15 protein-coding genes and 2 pseudogenes are annotated in these 16,437 nt (G+C 71.6%); 6 read left to right on the forward strand and 11 right to left on the reverse strand.

What is annotated here, in order from left to right; translation table 11 throughout:
• Nucleotides 1–72: 72 nt before the first annotated feature.
• On the reverse strand, nucleotides 73–633 hold the full coding sequence (locus PS467_RS01605; RefSeq protein WP_311033598.1) for a quercetin 2,3-dioxygenase: 561 nt from the start codon (nucleotides 631–633) through the stop codon (nucleotides 73–75).
• Between the two features lie 106 nt (nucleotides 634–739).
• Between PS467_RS01605 and PS467_RS01610 the strand changes: the two genes are divergently transcribed.
• On the forward strand, nucleotides 740–1,645 hold the full coding sequence (locus tag PS467_RS01610; protein WP_311033599.1) for a helix-turn-helix transcriptional regulator: 906 nt from the start codon (nucleotides 740–742) through the stop codon (nucleotides 1,643–1,645).
• Nucleotides 1,646–1,750: 105 nt separating this feature from the next.
• On the opposite strand, the gene PS467_RS01615 is transcribed toward PS467_RS01610, so the two are convergent.
• Complete coding sequence (locus PS467_RS01615) at nucleotides 1,751–2,653, reverse strand: DMT family transporter (RefSeq protein ID WP_311033600.1); 903 nt, start codon at nucleotides 2,651–2,653, stop codon at nucleotides 1,751–1,753.
• Between the two features lie 121 nt (nucleotides 2,654–2,774).
• Nucleotides 2,775–3,704, reverse strand: a complete 930-nt coding sequence (locus tag PS467_RS01620; protein ID WP_311033601.1) for a DMT family transporter — start codon at nucleotides 3,702–3,704, stop codon at nucleotides 2,775–2,777.
• Between the two features lie 210 nt (nucleotides 3,705–3,914).
• Here PS467_RS01620 and PS467_RS01625 point away from each other — a divergent pair, with 210 nt between their 5' ends.
• Nucleotides 3,915–4,091 (forward strand): hypothetical protein, encoded by a 177-nt coding sequence (locus PS467_RS01625; RefSeq protein ID WP_311033602.1) that lies wholly within the window; start codon nucleotides 3,915–3,917, stop codon nucleotides 4,089–4,091.
• 197 nt (nucleotides 4,092–4,288) lie between these two features.
• On the opposite strand, the pseudogene PS467_RS42005 reads toward PS467_RS01625, so the two are convergent.
• The 5 genes and pseudogenes from PS467_RS42005 to PS467_RS01655 form a co-directional block, all read right to left on the reverse strand.
• A pseudogene (locus PS467_RS42005) lies at nucleotides 4,289–5,439 on the reverse strand (MFS transporter).
• A gap of 112 nt (nucleotides 5,440–5,551) precedes the next feature.
• A complete protein-coding gene (locus tag PS467_RS01640) occupies nucleotides 5,552–6,220 on the reverse strand; it encodes a bifunctional 4-hydroxy-2-oxoglutarate aldolase/2-dehydro-3-deoxy-phosphogluconate aldolase (RefSeq protein WP_311033605.1) in 669 nt (222 codons plus the stop codon).
• Nucleotides 6,217–6,969, reverse strand: a complete 753-nt coding sequence (locus tag PS467_RS01645; protein WP_311033606.1) for an IclR family transcriptional regulator — start codon at nucleotides 6,967–6,969, stop codon at nucleotides 6,217–6,219. Before PS467_RS01645 ends, PS467_RS01640 begins: the two co-directional genes overlap by 4 nt.
• Nucleotides 6,970–6,980: 11 nt before the next feature.
• Nucleotides 6,981–7,979, reverse strand: coding sequence for a sugar kinase (locus PS467_RS01650; RefSeq protein WP_311033607.1), 999 nt, complete (start codon nucleotides 7,977–7,979; stop codon nucleotides 6,981–6,983).
• On the reverse strand, nucleotides 7,976–9,271 hold the full coding sequence (locus PS467_RS01655) for an NAD(P)-dependent oxidoreductase (protein ID WP_311033608.1): 1,296 nt from the start codon (nucleotides 9,269–9,271) through the stop codon (nucleotides 7,976–7,978). Before PS467_RS01655 ends, PS467_RS01650 begins: the two co-directional genes overlap by 4 nt.
• A gap of 397 nt (nucleotides 9,272–9,668) precedes the next feature.
• Between PS467_RS01655 and PS467_RS42010 the strand changes: the two are divergent.
• Nucleotides 9,669–9,935 (forward strand): annotated as a pseudogene (locus PS467_RS42010) (uroporphyrinogen decarboxylase); the annotation flags it as partial.
• A 260-nt stretch (nucleotides 9,936–10,195) separates the two neighbouring features.
• Here the strand turns inward: PS467_RS42010 and PS467_RS01660 are convergent.
• Nucleotides 10,196–11,059, reverse strand: a complete 864-nt coding sequence (locus PS467_RS01660) for an SCO6745 family protein (RefSeq protein ID WP_311033609.1) — start codon at nucleotides 11,057–11,059, stop codon at nucleotides 10,196–10,198.
• Between the two features lie 58 nt (nucleotides 11,060–11,117).
• Nucleotides 11,118–11,822 (reverse strand): GntR family transcriptional regulator, encoded by a 705-nt coding sequence (locus PS467_RS01665; protein ID WP_311033610.1) that lies wholly within the window; start codon nucleotides 11,820–11,822, stop codon nucleotides 11,118–11,120.
• Nucleotides 11,823–12,013: 191 nt separating this feature from the next.
• Between PS467_RS01665 and PS467_RS01670 the strand changes: the two genes are divergently transcribed.
• Nucleotides 12,014–12,553 carry a YbhB/YbcL family Raf kinase inhibitor-like protein gene (locus PS467_RS01670; RefSeq protein ID WP_311033611.1) on the forward strand — a complete coding sequence of 180 codons (540 nt, stop codon included), beginning with the start codon at nucleotides 12,014–12,016 and terminating at the stop codon, nucleotides 12,551–12,553.
• A gap of 266 nt (nucleotides 12,554–12,819) precedes the next feature.
• On the opposite strand, the gene rox is transcribed toward PS467_RS01670, so the two are convergent.
• A complete protein-coding gene (gene rox, locus PS467_RS01675) occupies nucleotides 12,820–14,247 on the reverse strand; it encodes a rifampin monooxygenase (protein WP_311033612.1) in 1,428 nt (475 codons plus the stop codon).
• Between the two features lie 388 nt (nucleotides 14,248–14,635).
• On the opposite strand from rox, the gene PS467_RS01680 reads away from it, so the two are divergent.
• Both PS467_RS01680 and PS467_RS01685 read left to right on the forward strand, forming a co-directional pair.
• On the forward strand, nucleotides 14,636–15,475 hold the full coding sequence (locus PS467_RS01680) for a peptidoglycan-binding protein (RefSeq protein ID WP_311033613.1): 840 nt from the start codon (nucleotides 14,636–14,638) through the stop codon (nucleotides 15,473–15,475).
• Nucleotides 15,472–16,362, forward strand: a complete 891-nt coding sequence (locus PS467_RS01685) for a helix-turn-helix domain-containing protein (RefSeq protein ID WP_311033614.1) — start codon at nucleotides 15,472–15,474, stop codon at nucleotides 16,360–16,362. Before PS467_RS01680 ends, PS467_RS01685 begins: the two co-directional genes overlap by 4 nt.
• The last annotated feature ends 75 nt before the right edge of the window (nucleotides 16,363–16,437 follow it).

The following is a 16,437-nucleotide window of genomic DNA, read 5'->3' on the forward strand; positions in this document are numbered from 1 at the left end:
TCGGCACGTGCCACCGGGGTGTCCGTACCGACCAGTGGCCGGCGAACGGCGCCTTCGGACAGGCGTGGTCGCTCAGCCGCCGGTGCGCCACTGGTGGTCGGGCAGGAAGCGCACGTCGTACTGGCGCGGCACGGTGGCGAACGTATGCGGTTCCGGCACGAACGGCTCCTGGGGGAGGCCGAGTTCGGCCGTGGGCGTGCCGAGGTTCTCGAAGAACCGCTCGAAGGTTCCGCCGGGGCCCGCGGCCACGCCCACGATGCGGCTGTGATGGCGCTCGATGCGGTAGGCGTGCGGGCAGTTCTTGGGGACGAACCCGAAGTCACCACTGGTGAGCAGCTTCTCGTACTGCTCGCCCGCCAGGTCCTCGACGAACAGGCGCACCGCGCCGTCGGTGATGTAGAAGACCTCGTAGGTGTCCGGGTGGGAGTGAGCGGGGATGGTGTCTCCCTTGGGGCCCTCGCAGGTGAAGAAGTTGAAGGTGTTCTCGGTCTGCTCACCACCGGCGTAGATGGTGAACAGGTCCGTGAAGAGGTGGGCGCGGTCCCCCATGCCCTTCTCGATGAAGTAGGGCCGGCCCGGCTCGGGCGGGATGCGGGAGCTCTGGCGGTAACGGGTGGCGAACTCGATCGTCATGGCGATCCTTCCTGAGGGCGGGTCACGGCTCGTGGCTCGGTGGCGCTTCCCGTCGGCCAATCTAGGACGGGCGGGCGGGAGCGGCCGACGTAGACTCGGGCAGGCGATGAAGAAAAACGGACAGATCGCGGCCGATCGAGCGGCGACCGGCATCCCGGCCGTGTCGTACCGCCCGACACCCGGTCGGCCGCCCGGTCTGGAAGTCCTCGACCTTCCCGGGCTCGCCGCCCGCGCCGACGCGCGGGGGCTGCCCCTCACCATGCCCGCGCGTCCAGCCTTCCACCTGATCGTCGCGGTGCGCGGCGGGCGTCTGGAGTGCTCGGTGGACCTCACCTCGTACACGCTGGGCGCGGGCGACTGGCTGTGGGTGTGGCCAGGGCAGGTGCTGCGGTTCCCGGACGGAGCCGGTGCCGGCGACGCCACCGCGCTGGTCTTTCCGTCCGGCTTCCCCAGTGCGGCGACGGACGCTCTCATCCGGGACGGCGAAGACGTCCCGCACCGTCTCATCACACCGGACCCGCCCCGTCAGGCCGCCTTGCTCGGCCTCCTGGACGCGCTGGTGGCGGAGCACGCCGAGCTGTCCGGTCTGGCGCTGGAGGCGTACCTCGAGACACTGCGCAACCTGCTGTCGGTGATCGTCATCCGGCTGGTCCATCTCGCCGACCCGCGACGGCGGAGGGACTCCGGCAGCAGCGAACCGTTCCACCGGTTCCGGCGGGCTGTCGAGGAGGACTTCCACCGCACCCACCGCGTGGAGGACTACGCCGCCCGGCTCGGCTACAGCGCCCGCACGCTCACCCGTGCCACCCGGGCGGCCGTCGGCTGCGGCGCCAAGCGCTACATCGACGACCGGGTGGTGCTGGAGGCGAAACGCCTGCTCGTCCACACCTCGCTGGCACAGGCCGTCATCGGCGAGCGCGTCGGATTCGCCCTCCCGACGGTCTTCAGCGCGTTCTTCCACCGGCGCACCGGTATGACGCCGACCGAGTTCCGGTCGGTGGCCAGACCTTGAGCAGCGGTCCTCGGCGACTGTCGCCGAGATCGGCGGAGAAAACGGTGCTGTTCGACGGCGCCTTCGACGGGCCGGGAGCCGCGGTCGCGTGGGACGCGATGTCCCTCACCCCTCTCCCCGCGGATCTCCGCCGCCACCTGGACCAGCATCTGCCGGCCGGACCCCGGACGGCATCGCCGGGTGGCGGCCGAGCACGACGACCCCCGCCACCACGGCGAGCAGACCCCCCGCCTGCCAGGCCAGCGCGGCAGGATCGAGACGCAGCCGGTCGCCGAGGAAGCCGACGCCGCAGACGATCCCGGCCAGGGGCTCGGCCGCGGTGAGGCCCGGCAGGGACATCCGCAGCGGACCGGTCTCGAAAGCGCTCTGCACCAGCATGAGCCCGGTCACCGCGAGCGCGACGATCGTGTAGGGCTGCCAGCTCGTCACCACCGCCATCACACCGCCCGCGCCGAACAACTCGCTCGACATCCGGGTCAGCGCGTCCTGTAGGCCGTACAGCACACCCGCCGCGGCGGCCAGGAACGGCGGCTCCTCCGCCAGGCGCAGATGGCGAGCGACCACGACCAGCGCGAGAGCCGTGGCCAGCACACCGCCGAAGACCAGCCAGAACCGCAGCGCGCCGATCTCCGCCCTGGAGCCGCCGGCCGGCCGGCCGGCCAGCATGAACGCCGCCACCCCACCGCTGAGCAGCACCACGCCCGCCCATCCCGACCAGCCCAGACTCTGACCGCTGAGCCGCCGGGCCAGGGCCATGGCGAACAGCAGATTGGTGGCCAGCAACGGCTCGACCATGGACACATCGCCCTGGGCGAGTGCCAGCGCCCCGAAGATCTGGCCGACCACCATGCAGCCGATACCGGCCAGCCACACCCGGTCATGGAGCAGGTCGAGGAGCAGCCGGAAGGACAGCAAGTCGGCCAGGGGCGCGCTCTGCGCCGCGTGCTGCTGAAGCACGAAACCCAGTCCGAGCAGGCAGGCGGCGGTGAGTCCGTACGCGTAGACCACGCTGCCACATCCCGTTCGATGGAGTTACTCGCCGCCCGGCGCAGCGGGCTGTCCGCCCACGTCGGCACACGGGAGGTACCCCGCGACCGCGCGGCGGATGCCTCGCCGCGCCCCTCCTCGGCTATCTTTCGCCCGGTTGCCGGTGACCGTCCCTCGATGGTGTGACGGAGGGAAGGTCCCCGTCGCCCAGCAGGTCGGAGCGCGCCAGCACGAGCACGGAGAAGACCAGCAGCGCACCCCCGGCCATCGCGAGCAGCAGATATGTGCCGCCCCGCACCCGCTCGCCGAACACCGCGACCGCCCACATGACGGAGACGAGCGGATCGGCCAGCGTGAGAGCGGGCTGGGCGGCGATCAGGCGCCCGGCATGCATCGCCGACTGGAGCAGGAACATCGCCACCAGGCCGGAGACGGCCATCGCGTACACCTCCCACCCGGTCAGGACGGCCCCGATGCCGTGCCCCAGCCGGAGCGTCATCGCCTTGACGAACGCGGCCGTCATGCCGAACTGGCACCCCGCGGCCAGTCCGAACCCCGCCGCCCGCCGGGCGCTGCCCACACGCTGGTCCGTCGCGATGTCACCGCGGCGTGCCCACTCGAACGCCGCGAGCGTCAACGCCTCCGTGGCGCCGGTCGCCATCAGCCAGACCTGCCACGGCACGGATCCGGGTGGGCCCGAGGAGGGGGCCAGAAAGTACAGGACCGCGGCCAGTCCGGCCGACATCCCCAGGCAGGCGGCCCACTCGCGGTGCCGCAGCGGCGCGTGGAAAACGCGTGCCGCGATCATCAGGGTCAGCGGCAGTTCGAAGGCGAGGATCGGTGCCACCACGGACAGCTGCCCGCGGTGCAGCGCCGCCGCCTGGAGCAGGAATCCCGCGATCACCCCCAGCACCCCGGCCACCCACACCGGGCGGCGCAGCAGCTGCGTGATCAGCTGCGGCTTCAGCTCGAACTCGACGGGTACTTCCCGGTTCGCCTTCCGTTGCAGCACCGACGCCACGGCGTTGGCGCATGCCGCCAGCACCGACAACACGTACGTCAGCACGGCCATGAAGTGCACCTCGTGACGCTGGAGCCGTACCTCCCCGGGGAGCCCGCCCCCGGTGCGGGGGATGCCTCCAATCTACGGGCCCGCGGCCACCCGGGCTTCCCGGCGGGCGGCCCCCGCCGGGCTGGGCACCGGCGGCCGTGAACGCCTCCCGCGGGTGCGGCGGAGGTGTCCGGTCGGTGACCAGGACATCGGCGAGCGAGAGGTCGCCCAGTGTCATTCGGCGGACAGGCCGCCGCAGCCGAGGATCAGGACGTCGAGGTGGACGTGCGGCCGCTCCTGCGCGGCACTGATCACTGTCAGGTCGTCCCGGTGCGCGCACTGCGCGGCGACAGCGGCGCAGGTGGTACCGGTGCCGATGCCGACGGCGGCGCCGCCCTCGCGGGCTAGGCGGTCGCCGGGAGCGGATGATCGTCAGCGGGGCCGGGCCGGTCGGCATGATCGTGGCACACCTGGCACACCTCATGGGCGCCGCGTACGTGATCGTCGGCGGGCAGTCCCGGCCGGCAGGCCGGCCGGGACGCTGGGCTTCTCAGGTTCTCGAGGCGAGTGCTGTGCGGTCCGCACCGTCGAGTTCCTCGGAGTCCTCAGAAGGCGATCGCGGTGAAGCGGTAGCGGGTCTCGAAGAGCTCCGACAGGAAGGCCGACTGCGAACCGAGCATCGCGCTCTGTCCGACGCCGTACGCGACCGTCATGGCGAGCACGATGAGCACCGACTGCTCGGACCGCAGCAGGAGGAAGTACGGCGGAATGAAGAGCGCGGTGAAGACGGCGCCGCCGGCCAGGACCGGTATGCGTCCCACCCGGTCGGAGAGCCGGCCGAAGAGGGGCACGGTGAAGATGCTGCTGCCCATGGCGACGACCACACCGACCGTGGCCACGGTGCCGGACACGTCCAGGGTGTTCTTGAGGTAGCTGAGCGAGAAGGTGTTGACGAGGTAGCCGGCCACGTTCAGGCCGGAACCGCACAGCAGTCCGACCATCAGGTGGCGGGGGCGTTCCCGCATGGCCTGGACGACGGGGATCTTGCGGGCCGGGGGCTTCTTCCCCTCCTGGACCCGTACGGCTTCCCGGGCCTGGACGAAGTCCGGGGTTTCCTCGATGCGGCGCCGGATGAACAGGGCCACGGCGAAGATGACGACGCTGGCCAGGAAGGGGATGCGCCAGGCCCAGTCGAGCAGGACGTGCTCGGGGACGGTGCCCAGGATCGAGAAGAAGCCGGTGGAGAGCACGAAGGCGGCACCTACGGAGGCCTGGGCGAAGGAGGTGTAGAACCCGCGCTGCCGACCGGTGCGTATTCGGCGACGGTGGTGACGGCGCCGGCGAACTCGGCGCCCGCGCCGATGCCCCGGAGGATGCGGGTGAGCAGGAGCAGAACCGGGGCCCAGGCGCCCACGGCGTCATAGGTCGGCAGCAGACCGACCGCCACGGTGGCCGCTCCCATCAGGGTGATGGTGAAGACCAGGACCGGCTTGCGTCCGACGCGGTCACCGACGTGTGCGGCGATGAGGCCGCCGAGGGGCCGGACGAAGAACGCCACGGCGAAGACGGCGAACGAGGCGAGGGTGCCGGCCACCGAGCTCTGACTGGGGAAGAACAGCGGTCCGAAGACCAGCGCTGATGCCACGCCGTACAGGGCGAAGTCGTACCACTCGATGACGGTGCCGATGGAACTGGCGACGACGACTCGTCTGATGGCTTTCGGGTCGACTTCGGGCGCGGAGGGTGTGTGGGTCATGGGGACTCTCTTCAGGATCGCCTTGCGGATCTCACCGTTGAAGTGCAGTGCGACGCCGCTGTCCGGGGGTGCGGCTGGTGCGGTTCTCGGGGGCTGGAGGTTCCCGCGGCGGTCAGGACAGGGGTGAGCGGGGCCCTGCCGTGCAGGACGGTGTTTCTCGTCGCACGGGGCTCACCGCCTCCCGCAGCCGGGGAAGGGCGGCGGGGTCGGCCAGCGCCGACCCCACGGCGACGGCGGCGCACCCTGCCGACAGGAAGCCGGCGGCGTTGTGCGCACCGATGCCTCCGGTGGCGACGAAGTGCACATCGGGGAACGGCGCGCGGTGCGCGGTGATCCAGCCCGTGCCGAGCTGCTCCGCGGGGAACGCCTTGAGCCAGGTCAGGCCGGTGGCGGTGGCGTTGGCGACGTCGGTGGCGGTGGCGACGCCCGGCAGGTGGGGCAGCCGGGCCTGGGTGGAGGCCTCGACGACCTCCGGATGCAGACCGGGGGCCACGGTGAAGGCGGCGCCGATGTCCTGGACCTGCCGCAGGCGTCGCGCGGTGGTGACCGTGCCGGCCCCGACCTGCTTGCCGTGGGCGCGGGCCGCTTCGACGGCGGCCTCCAGGGAGGGCAGGGCCGATTCGGACTGTACGGGGATTTCGACGAGTGTGACGCCGAAGTCCCAGGCGCGGCGGCACAGTTCGACGGTGGTGGCCGGGTCCTGGCCGCGGAAGATGCCGATCACGGGGATGGCGGCCAGGTGCCGGGCGAAGAAGCCGTTGCTGAGGTCGGCGGCGGTCATGGGGTGTTTCCTTTCCAGCCCAGTTCGGTGCTGATCTGCTGGGCGGCCGAGCGGAATTCGTCGAGATGGCCACGGAGTTCGGCGAGCGGGGCGACCGCGGCCAGGGCGGTGACGGAGATGCCGTGGGTGACCTTGCCCCGGGCGTCGAAGACGGGCACGGCGACGCAGTTGATGTAGCCCTCGTGTTCGCCGTTGTCCTCCGCCCAGCCGCGGGCGCGGGTCTCCCGCAGATCCGCCACGAGGGACTCGCGGCTGGTGTGTGTGGTGTCGGTGTAGCGCTCGAACGTGGCCTGGTCGAGGATGCGTTCCTGCGCCGCCGGGTCCTGGTACGCGGTGATCACCTTGGCGACGCCGGCGGTGTGGGTCTGGGCCTGGAGGCCGATGCGGGAGCCCATGGCCACGGTGCCCTTGCCGTCGACCTTGTCGATGTAGACGACGCGGTCGCCGACGAGTTCGCCGAGATGGACCGTGTGGCCGTACCGCGCGGCCAGTTCCTGGAGGACGGGGTGGGCCAGGGAGCGGGCCTCGACCTGGTCGAGCGCGAGCTGGCCGTAGGCGATGAGCTGGAAGCCCATGGCGTAGTGGCCACCGGCGTCCTTGCGGACGAATCCGGCCTCCTCCAGGGTCTGGAGGAGTCGCAGAGCCGTCGACTTGTGTACACCGAGGTGTTCGGCGACATCGTTGAGCGAGCGCGGCTGGTGGGAGACGAAGCCGATGATGTCGATGGCGCGGGCGACGGTTTGCGACATGAAGGGGTTCCTCAGTTCCTGTCCTGGGAGCTGCTGCCGGACTCATCCTCCAGCAAGGTGATGACGTCCCCGGCCGCCGGGAGTGTCGTCAGATCGGAGGCGGACGCGAGGACCCGCGAGGCGGCATAGTGTCCGAGTCCCAGCCGCAGGCTCTCCCGCTGTCCGTGGAGCCAGCCACTCAGCCAGCCGGCCGCGAAGGCGTCTCCGGCGCCGACCGGGTCGACGACGCGGACCCGGCGGGAGGGCATCCGTACGGTGCCGGCGCCGGTGAAGGAGACCGCCTCGACGGCGGCGTCCTTCACGATGAGGTGTTCCGGCTTGTCGATCAGGGCGCGGACGCTCTCGGCGTCGGTGGTGCCCCACAGGTCGGCGGCCTCGTCTCGCCCGACGAAGACGATGTCACTGTGCTGGGCGAGGTCGTACAGCGTGTCCGCGGCCCGCTCACCGGGGGCCGGGGGGCCGTCACCCGCGCGCTGCCACAGTACGGGGCGGTGGTTGACGTCGAAGCTGACGGGTGTGTTGGGCCAGGGGCGGTCGAACACGATGTGGCGGGTGAGTTCGGCGCAGCTCGGTGAGAGGGCCGGCAGCACGCCGGACAGGTGGACGACGCGGGGGCTGAGGCTGGTCCATGCCGGGAGGTCGGCGGTGCTCAGGCCGGTGGCCGCCGATCCGCCGCGGTAGTAGGCGACCTGTGTGCCCTGCGGCGTGGGGTCCTTGAAGTAGACGGCGGTCGGGCGGTGGGGGTCGCGGCGCACCAGAGAGGTGTCCACTCCGTGGCGGGACAGTACGGTGGTGACGATGTCGCCGAGCCGGTCGGTGCCCAGGGCGCCGGCCCAGTGGGTGGGGTGGCCGAGTTCGGCGAGGAGCGCGGCGACGTTGGACTCGGCACCGCCGGGCCGCAGGACGAAGCTGGACTCGGCGTCGAGCCGGCCGCCTTCCTGAGGGGTGACCATCACCATGGTCTCGCCGATGGTGAGGGCGTCGGTGGTGTGCGGGTGGGTCCGGTTCATCGGGTGGCCTCCGCTTCCCCGGTGCGGACCACGTTGCGCAGTGGCCGTCGTGTGGCCAGGCGCGTGAGGTTGTCGGCGACTTCCCCTGCCCGGTCGCGGTAGGTGTCCTCCGCGGTGGCGGAGTAATGCGGTGTCATGATCACGTTGGTGAGTTCGTGGAAGGGCAGGGATGAGGGCGGGGTGGGTGCGGGGCCCGCCGGTGTCGTCCAGACGTCGAGCGCTGCCGCGCCCAGCCGCCGGGTGCGCAGTGCCTCGTACAGGCTCCGTTCCTGGACCAGTGCTCCGCGGCCGACGTTGACCAGGAGTGCGTCGGGTCCGAGCAGGTCCAGTTCGGTGGCACCGATCAGGTGGCGGGTGGTGTCGTCCAGGGGGCAGGCCAGCACCAGGACGTCGCTTTCGCCGAGGAGGTCGGGCAGGGCGTGGGGGCCGTCCACCCAGGCGAGGTCGGGGTCGTCGGTGCTGCGTTCGGCCGCCGAGCGCCGGATGCCGATGGGGCGCATGCCGACCGCCGAGCACAGCCGCGCGATGGACCGTCCCATGTGGCCGAGTCCCACGATTCCGACGGTGGTGCCGGGAAGGGTGCGAAAGGTGGGTGCCTCGGGGTCGGCCAGCCGGCTGTGCCAGTGTCCCTGGCGCAGCCGCGCATCGTGCCACAACAGGTGTCTGCGGGCGGCCAGCACGGTCATCAGCACGTGTTCGGCGACGGATCGGCCGTGGCCGAAGGAGTTGGCCACCGTGATCGTGGCGGGGAGATCCTGCCAGGCGATCTGGTCGGTGCCGGCCGCGGTGATCTGCAGCAGTCGCAGCCGGTGGACGGCGACGGCGAGCGGCTCGGCCAGGCCGGTTAGCTCGTCGGGCACGTCGCCGCGGATGGGGCGGGCGGCGTCCGCCCGGACCAGGACGTACTGGGCCAGGCCGCCCGGTTCGTCGACGCCGTAGAGGCCGAGGTGGGCGCAGACGTGGGAGTTCGCGGAGGCGCAGGGCCGGCACGGCGATGTGGTGTCCCGGTCGTGGCAGGAGATGAGGGGGCGGATGGCGACGTGTGTGCCGGTTCCGAGCGCCGTGTTGTCCGGTGCCGCCGCGACGACTCCGACGAATTCGTGGCCGATGATGACTCCGGGCCGGGCGCGGGCGTGCTCGCCGTGCCAGATCGCGAGGTCCGAACCGCAGATGCCGACCCGGGTGACCTCGACCAGCACCCAGTCCGGTCGAGGCGTGGGAGTGGGCACGGTGTCCTGCGCCAGCCGGCCGGCGCCGGTCCACCTGATGGCCTGCATGGTCTGTGTGGTCACTGCCAACCGCCTTCTCGCTGTCTGTGGCTCTGTTCGCCTCCGGGGCGCGTCGCTGCGGCGAGTTCCGGGTGCACCTCCACCCAAACGATCATGTTGCAATATTTGCAATACAGTGGCAGCATATGCAAAAACTAGGTTGCTTCTGCTGAACATGTCAACGGGACGGCAGCGCGTATCCCCTGGGCGCCGCGCCGGACGACCTGTCTCACCGCCACCGGCACCGCCCCTCCAGCAACGAGGTTCCACCTGAAGATCGCCAGCGTTGAAGCACGCCATGTCCCCCGCTCGATGTGGGGGAACGTCTGGCAGCAGCAGAAGAGCGTCCGCGGACCGAGTCCGATGAACGAGTTCCCCCGCCGGGGCTACGGCTGGTCCTGGTAACACCTGGCCGCAGGGCGTGGTCGTCGTCCGCGTCACCCTGGAGGACGGCACCACCGGGCTCGGCTACTCCGAGGACGGCATCGGCGCCGCCACCTTGATGGTCAACGCCCACCTGGGCCGCATCGCGACCGGCCTGGACGCCACCGCCACCGAGCAGATCTGGGAGCAGATGTACCGCTCCTCGATCGTCTACGGCCGCAAGGGCGCCGCCATCGAGGCCATCAGCGCCATCGACATCGCCATCTGGGACGCGGTCGGCACGTCGGCGGGCAAGCCGGTGTACCAGCTGCTCGGCGGCCCGTCCGGCAAGACCGTCCGGGCCTACGCCAGCAAGGTGCAGCCCGACGACGACCTGCGCGAAGTGCGCCGTATGGCACGGGACTACGCGGAGCGCGGCTACACCGGCGTCAAGGCCAACTTCCCCTTCGGTCCCGCCGACGGACGCACCGGACTGCCGGCCAACCTGCCACTAACGCGCAACGGGAGTCGAAGCCGGGCGGTGTCGGCCCGCACGGCGACACCACCCGGCTCCCGGTCCCGGCCTCACCCCTTGCCGAAGTGCACCGCGGGGAAGGCACCCGCCGCCCTGAGGGTTGCGGTGAAGCCGCCGGCCAGCTCGGTCAGGCGCGCGGTGGCGGCCGCACCGAGGTGGTCGTACGGGGCGGCGTCGAGGCGGTCGGTGAGCGCCTCGGCCTCACCGCGCAGGGCCGCGCCCGCCTTGGTGAGCTCCCCGGCCTCGTCCAGCAGACCGCGCTCGCGCAAGCCGTCCCGGGCGTCGGCCCACTGCCGGGCGGACCACCCGCGAGTCCGCATGAACAGCGCCGATGTCGGCGCCTTGCCGGTGGCGTTGTGCAGGACCAGCGCCTCGATCCCGGACAGGCCGGCGACCGCCAGGGCGGCGAGGTGACCGTCGCCCCGGTGCTCGCGCAGCAGTGTCGCGGCGTGCCACAGGGTCAGATGCGGCTCCCCGGGCACGGGCAGGTCGGCGTTGGCGGCGTACAGCGGGCGCGCCTCTCGGCGGCACGCCTCGGTGGCCCGCATCGCCAACTCGGCCGCCTCGGCCATCTCCTTCGAGGTGAGGGCCTCCTCCCCGAGCAGCCGTCGCAGTGTTCTGTCCGCGCCGCGCAGCCGGGCCGCGAGCACCGCCTCCGGTGTGGCGAGGGCCCACGCGGCGGGGATGTACCGCTTCACGTGCTCGGGGTTGAAGTTGTAGAACGTCGCCGTGACGGTGCCCGCGCCCACCGCCCCGAGCGGTGCCGCGCGGCCCGCGAAGTAGGCCATGGCGCCGGGCTCCAGCCCGAGCGCCGCGAGTTCGTCCTGCCGTTCCGGCGCGAAGTACACGCATGAGTGCAGGGGACCGACGGCGTCGTGGCAGTGGCGGCCGGCGCTCGCCTCGTACGACGTCATGCCACAGCTCCGGTGCCGGCGCTCAGGTGCGGCCGTCCGGCCAGGTCGGCGAGGTACATCAGACTTCCTCCGCGGATTCGTGGTGGGTACGGCCGGTCAGCACGGCCGCGGTCATGGTGAGGTGCTGGGCCAGTACCTCGGCCGCGGTGTCGGCGTCGCGGGCCAGCGCCGCCTCCTCCAGCCGACGGTGCTCGGCGGCGCCGTCCCGGTCGGGGTTGCGGTGCGCCGACCAGCGGCGGGCCAGCTCGCTCGCGGTCCACAGCCGGTCGAAGGTCTCCAGCAGGACCGGATTGCCGCACCCCTCCAGCAGGGTGCGGTGGAAGACCCGGTGCGCCTCGGACCACGCGCCGCTGTAGTGCGCGCCCTCCTCCGGCACGTACGGCGGGGTGCGGACCAGACGGTGGTGGGCGGCCCGCACGCGGGTCTCCCAGTCGAGGTCGCCGCGCTCGACGGACATGCGCAGCACGACCGGTTCGATGGTCCGGCGAGCCTCCGCGATCTCCTGCCAGCGGCGATCGGAGAAGGCCGGGACGGCGAAACCGCGGTTGGGCAGCCGGTCGGCGAGGCCCTCGCCGACCACCCGCACGAGCGCCTCGCGCACGACGGCCAGGCTCACGCCCTGTTCCTTGGCGAGGTCCTGCGGTTTGAGGGCGTCGCCGGGGGCGTAGTCCCCGCGCATGATCGCGTCCCGCAGATGCGCGTAGACCTGCTCGGAGAGCATCCGCTTCCCCGGTGGGGTCGAGGTGGGGGTTGTCTGGGTCATGCACTCAGGATAGATGATGGCCTCGATAATCGATTATTGCTGCTATGGTCGATCCATAGTCGATGACCGGTGACGACGGCGATACATACCGCCGCGCCACGTCGCGGGCCCTTCGCCGACCGCGTCATCGCCACCCACGGCACGGCCGGGCATCACGCCCACCCACAGCACGGCCTGAAAGGAACGACGCCATGAGCGCCAACGACCCCTTCGCCCGCCTCCCCGAGGCGGCCTCCTTCACCGTTACCAGCACCACCGTCACCGACGGCGCCGCCTGGCCGCTCGAGCAGTTCTCCGGTATCTCCGGCGTCCCCGGCGGCAAGGACATCTCCCCGCAGCTGTCCTGGAGCGGCGCCCCGGAAGGCACCAAGAGCTACGCCGTCACCGTCTACGACCCCGACGCCCCCACCGGGTCCGGGTTCTGGCACTGGGCGGTCGCCGACATCCCCGCCACCGTCACCGAACTGCCCGAGGGCGCCGGTGACGACACCGGTTCCGGTCTGCCCGAAGGCGCCTTCCACCTGCCCAACGACGCCCGCGCGGCCCGCTTCATCGGGGCCGCCCCGCCGGCCGGGCACGGCCCGCACCGCTACTTCATCGTGGTGCACGCCCTCGACGTCGAGTCCATCGGTGTCCCGGCCGACGCCACCCCGGCCGTCCTCGGCTTCACCATGGCCGCCCACATCCTCGGCCGCGCGGTCCTGACCGTCACCGCCGAAACCCCCGCCTGACGAACAGCGACGGGGAGGGTCCTCGACCGCTGGGGTGGAGGATCGTGCTCGCGGACCATGCCCGTCGCGGCAACCGCGAGGTCCCCGTGTCCAGGCCGCGACGCCCCTCCCGGCGCGGGCGGCGGTAGACCGCGCGGTGCCCTGCGGCCGGGTTCTGGGCGCCGCGACGGAGCCACCACATCGTGACCGCGGCTCAGCCCCGGGCCGGGAAGACGTCGCCCTGGGCTGTCCTCGATCGGCTCGCCCTCGCGGGGCGGACCACGCGCTCAGCTCACGGCGGCGCCGAACCACTCGGGCATCCGGCCGAGCAGATCCCGCTGGTCCTCACCGGCCCATGCCACATGGCCGTCCGGCCGCAGCAGCACCGCGGGCACATCGAGTTCCTCACTGACGTCGACGACGTGATCGACCCGGTCCGCCCAGCCCGCCACCGAGAGCCGGCCGGTCCGGTCGAGCAGCAGTCCGCGCCCGCCGTGCATCAGCTCGTACAGGCGCCCCCGCTTCAGCCGTACGTCCCGCATCCGCCCGCCCAGCAGTTCGTGACCCTCACCGAAGTCGTAGCGGACCCCGACCGCGGTGATCATCTCGGTCACGTACCGGTTCACCTCCTCGAAGTCCATCAGCTTCGAGAACAGCTCCCGCAGCGCGGTCGCACCCGGATCGGTCCCCAACAGGGTGATCTGCGCACGGGTGTTGTCCAGTACGCCGGCGCCCACCGGGTGCCGTTCGGTGTGATAGCTGTCCAGCAGCCCCTCCGGCGCCCAGCCGCCCACCTCGGCGGCCAGCTTCCAGCCGAGGTTGAACGCGTCCTGGATACCGAGGTTGAGCCCCTGCCCGCCGGTCGGCGGGTGGATGTGCGCCGCGTCGCCGGCCAGCAGCACCCGGCCGACCCGGTAGCGCTCGGCCTGCCGGGTGGCGTCGCCGAACCGGGACAGCCAACGCGGCGAGTGCACCCCGAAGTCGGTGCCCGCGACCGCCCGCAGCTGTCGCTTGAACTCCTCGAAGGTCGGGACGGTCGCACGGTCCTCGGCCACACCGTCGGCGGGCACGATGAGGCGGTACACCCCGTCCCCTTCGGGGATGGCGCCGAACCGCAGTTGGGTCCTGCGGACCTCTGCTACGACGGCGGCGACCGTCGCCGGATCCTCGATCACCTCCATATCCCCCAGCAACGTCTCCACCTGGGCGGGCTCACCGGGGAAACCGACACCGAGCCGCTTGCGCACCGTGCTGCGGCCGCCGTCGCACCCGACGAGGTAGCGCGAGCGCAGCCGCGTGCCGTCCGCCAGTTCGACGGTCACCCCGTCCTCGTCCTGGCTCAGCCCGGCCACCTCGCAGCCGCGCCGGATCTCGGCACCGAGTTCGAGGGCACGCTCGGTGAACAGCCGCTCGGTGACCGACTGCGGGGTGGCGAGGCCGTACGGGTGAGCCGTGTCCAACCGGTCCGGCCACGGCTTGACGATGCCGCCGAAGAGACCGCCGGCCTGGAACTTCTCACTGACCGCGAGGAACCGGTCCAGCAGGCCGCGCTGGTCCATCATCTCGACGCTGCGCGCGTGCAGACCGCGTCCGCGGGACTGCCCGGTCGGCTCGGTCAACTTCTCCAGCACCACCACGTGCACACCGTGCAGTCGCAATTCGCAGGCCAGCATCAAACCGGTCGGTCCGCCGCCGACCACGATCACGTCAATCATCAAACCCCCCATTGACCACGGTTGCATTTCAGCCAGCTGCTCCGGCCGGAGATTGTGCAGCACCGCCGGGGCCTTGCCGCAAGGCCCCCCGTGCGCTATACGTTGAGAGTGGCAAGGAGTGGATAACGCTCCTTGCCTTTGTCTTTTGCCGTCCGCCTTTGTCTTTTGCCGTCCGCCTTTGTCTTTTGCCGTCCGCTGTGGGCGGCCGGCCTCCTCCCGAAGCGGTGACGCGCCCCGTACGGAGCGGACGCAGTCGGCAGTCGAGGGGGCTGACAAGGAGTCACCCCATGGCCGAATCGCCGCTACCCGAGGAGGGTGAAGCGGCGCATCGCAGGACGCGGGAGGCGGATACTGAGCCTCACGGAACTCGACGCGTATGGGGTGGAGCATGCCGCGTTGGAAGGAATTACCGGATTCGCTCGACGAGCGGGTGCGGAAACTGATCATCCAGTTGCGCCGGCTGAAGGACCGCAGCGGGCTGAGCCTGGTATCGCTTGAGTCCAAGACCGGATACAGCCGCGCCTCCTGGGAGCGCTACTTCAACGGGAAGGCGCTGCCGCCACGGCAGGCGGTGGAGGCACTGGCGCGGGTCGTCGGGACGGAGCCGACCCAGGTGCTCGTCCTGCACGAGATGGCCGAGCAAGCGTGGCAGCAGCGAGAGGCCCGGTCCCCGGCGGCCGACGTGCAGGACGGCGGCGAGCAGGCGGCAGCGGAGGAGGAACGGCGCACGGCGGTGGGGACCGAGCGGCCGCCTGGGGTGCGCAGGCCCATCGCCCTCGCCGCCGTCGTGGCCGCCGCGCTCGTGGGGATGGGCGCCGGAATGCTGATCGCCGCGCCCTGGGGCGACGACGACGGCGGGGACGGGAAGGCGAAGACGGCCGTGGACAGCCCACGGCCGAGCGGCAGCACCGGCACCGCCACCGAGGGGCCAGGCCCGTACGTCTACCAGCTGGGCAAGACCTACCCCTGCGACGTGCGCAGGTCCCGGGCGGTGGGCGGGGGACTGACCGCGCGGTACAGCACCACGCGCACCGCCATCCTCGCGGGACCGGGCTGGGACGTGGTGGAGGCCCAGTGCCTGCTGCGCCATCACAAGGTGGATCCGGGCGTCGTCGACGGGATCTACGGGCAGCAGACCATCGCAGCAGTGGTGCGTCTCCAGAAGAAGGCCGGACTGCCGGAGGACGGCATCGTGGGCCCGGACACCTGGCAGGTGCTGCGAAAATGACCGGTCCCGCACCGGAATGTGCGGCGCTGGCCGAAGGACTCCGCGACGTACGGGCGCGCACGGGCCTGAGCCTGGCGGCGCTGGCCGAGCGCACCGCGTACAGCAAGTCCTCGTGGGAGCGCTACCTCAACGGCAAGAAGCCCGTGCCCCGGCAAGCCGTCCTGGCCCTGTGCGCACTGGCTCAGGAGCCCACCGGGCGGCTGTTGGCACTGTGGGAACTGGCGGACGCGGAGTGGAGCGGGCGCGCCCGGCACGCCCCCTCCACCTCCACCCCCTCCACCCCGGCCGTGCCGCCGCCCGTACCTGCCCCGGCTGCCGCCGGCGCCCCGAGCGCCACGGCCGTCCTGACCGCCACCGGCGCCACGGGCATCACCACGGCCGCGCTTGGCAAGGCTTGGCACAGGTGGCTGTTCCTCCTCGGCGCGGGAGTGGCCGCGTTGGCCGCCACCGCGGTGATCACGGCGCTGTCCGTGCAGGACTCGGGTGCCGGACAGGCGACGAGTCTGGCGTCCCCCGTCCTGGAACCCCCTGTCGGTTGCCGGGGGAAGACGTGCGAGGGGAAGGACTCCGGCGCCCCCACGTTCTGCTCGTTACCCGATCGGTCGGAGGTGCTCGGGCCCAAGCACCGCACCCGGACCGGTGCTTTCGTGCAAATCCGGTACAGCAAGGTGTGCGCGGCGGCATGGGGCCGGTTCTGGCATGCGAAGGTGGGAGACGCGATCGAGATCTCGGCTCCCGGCAGCCCGTCGCAGCGAGAAGAAGTCGCCGACGTCCACGACACCAAGGCTTACCTCTTCACCTACATGGTCGACGCGAGCGAGACCACCGGACTGCGGGTGTGCTTCGACCCGGTGGGCGTCGGCCGCCCGGAATGTTTCCGTCCCTGACCGGTCACGGCAGCGGGTTCGGAAGCGGCCGGGCGGCGGTCCGCGGTCTGACCGCCCGCGTTTCTATGCTGGTTC

The organism is Streptomyces luomodiensis, from assembly GCF_031679605.1.
Classification (GTDB): Bacteria; Actinomycetota; Actinomycetes; order Streptomycetales; family Streptomycetaceae; genus Streptomyces; species Streptomyces luomodiensis.

Bases quoted from the DNA above. Each gene is read 5' to 3' on its own strand.
- PS467_RS01605 (WP_311033598.1), bottom strand. From the start codon at position 633: ATGACGATCGAGTTCGCCACCCGTTACCGCCAGAGCTCCCGCATCCCG.
- PS467_RS01610 (WP_311033599.1), top strand. From the start codon at position 740: ATGAAGAAAAACGGACAGATCGCGGCCGATCGAGCGGCGACCGGCATC.
- PS467_RS01620 (WP_311033601.1), bottom strand. From the start codon at position 3,704: ATGGCCGTGCTGACGTACGTGTTGTCGGTGCTGGCGGCATGCGCCAAC.
- PS467_RS01640 (WP_311033605.1), bottom strand. From the start codon at position 6,220: ATGACCGCCGCCGACCTCAGCAACGGCTTCTTCGCCCGGCACCTGGCC.
- PS467_RS01645 (WP_311033606.1), bottom strand. From the start codon at position 6,969: ATGTCGCAAACCGTCGCCCGCGCCATCGACATCATCGGCTTCGTCTCC.
- PS467_RS01650 (WP_311033607.1), bottom strand. From the start codon at position 7,979: ATGAACCGGACCCACCCGCACACCACCGACGCCCTCACCATCGGCGAG.
- PS467_RS01660 (WP_311033609.1), bottom strand. From the start codon at position 11,059: ATGACGTCGTACGAGGCGAGCGCCGGCCGCCACTGCCACGACGCCGTC.
- PS467_RS01665 (WP_311033610.1), bottom strand. From the start codon at position 11,822: ATGACCCAGACAACCCCCACCTCGACCCCACCGGGGAAGCGGATGCTC.
- PS467_RS01670 (WP_311033611.1), top strand. From the start codon at position 12,014: ATGAGCGCCAACGACCCCTTCGCCCGCCTCCCCGAGGCGGCCTCCTTC.
- rox (WP_311033612.1), bottom strand. From the start codon at position 14,247: ATGATTGACGTGATCGTGGTCGGCGGCGGACCGACCGGTTTGATGCTG.
- PS467_RS01680 (WP_311033613.1), top strand. From the start codon at position 14,636: ATGCCGCGTTGGAAGGAATTACCGGATTCGCTCGACGAGCGGGTGCGG.
- PS467_RS01685 (WP_311033614.1), top strand. From the start codon at position 15,472: ATGACCGGTCCCGCACCGGAATGTGCGGCGCTGGCCGAAGGACTCCGC.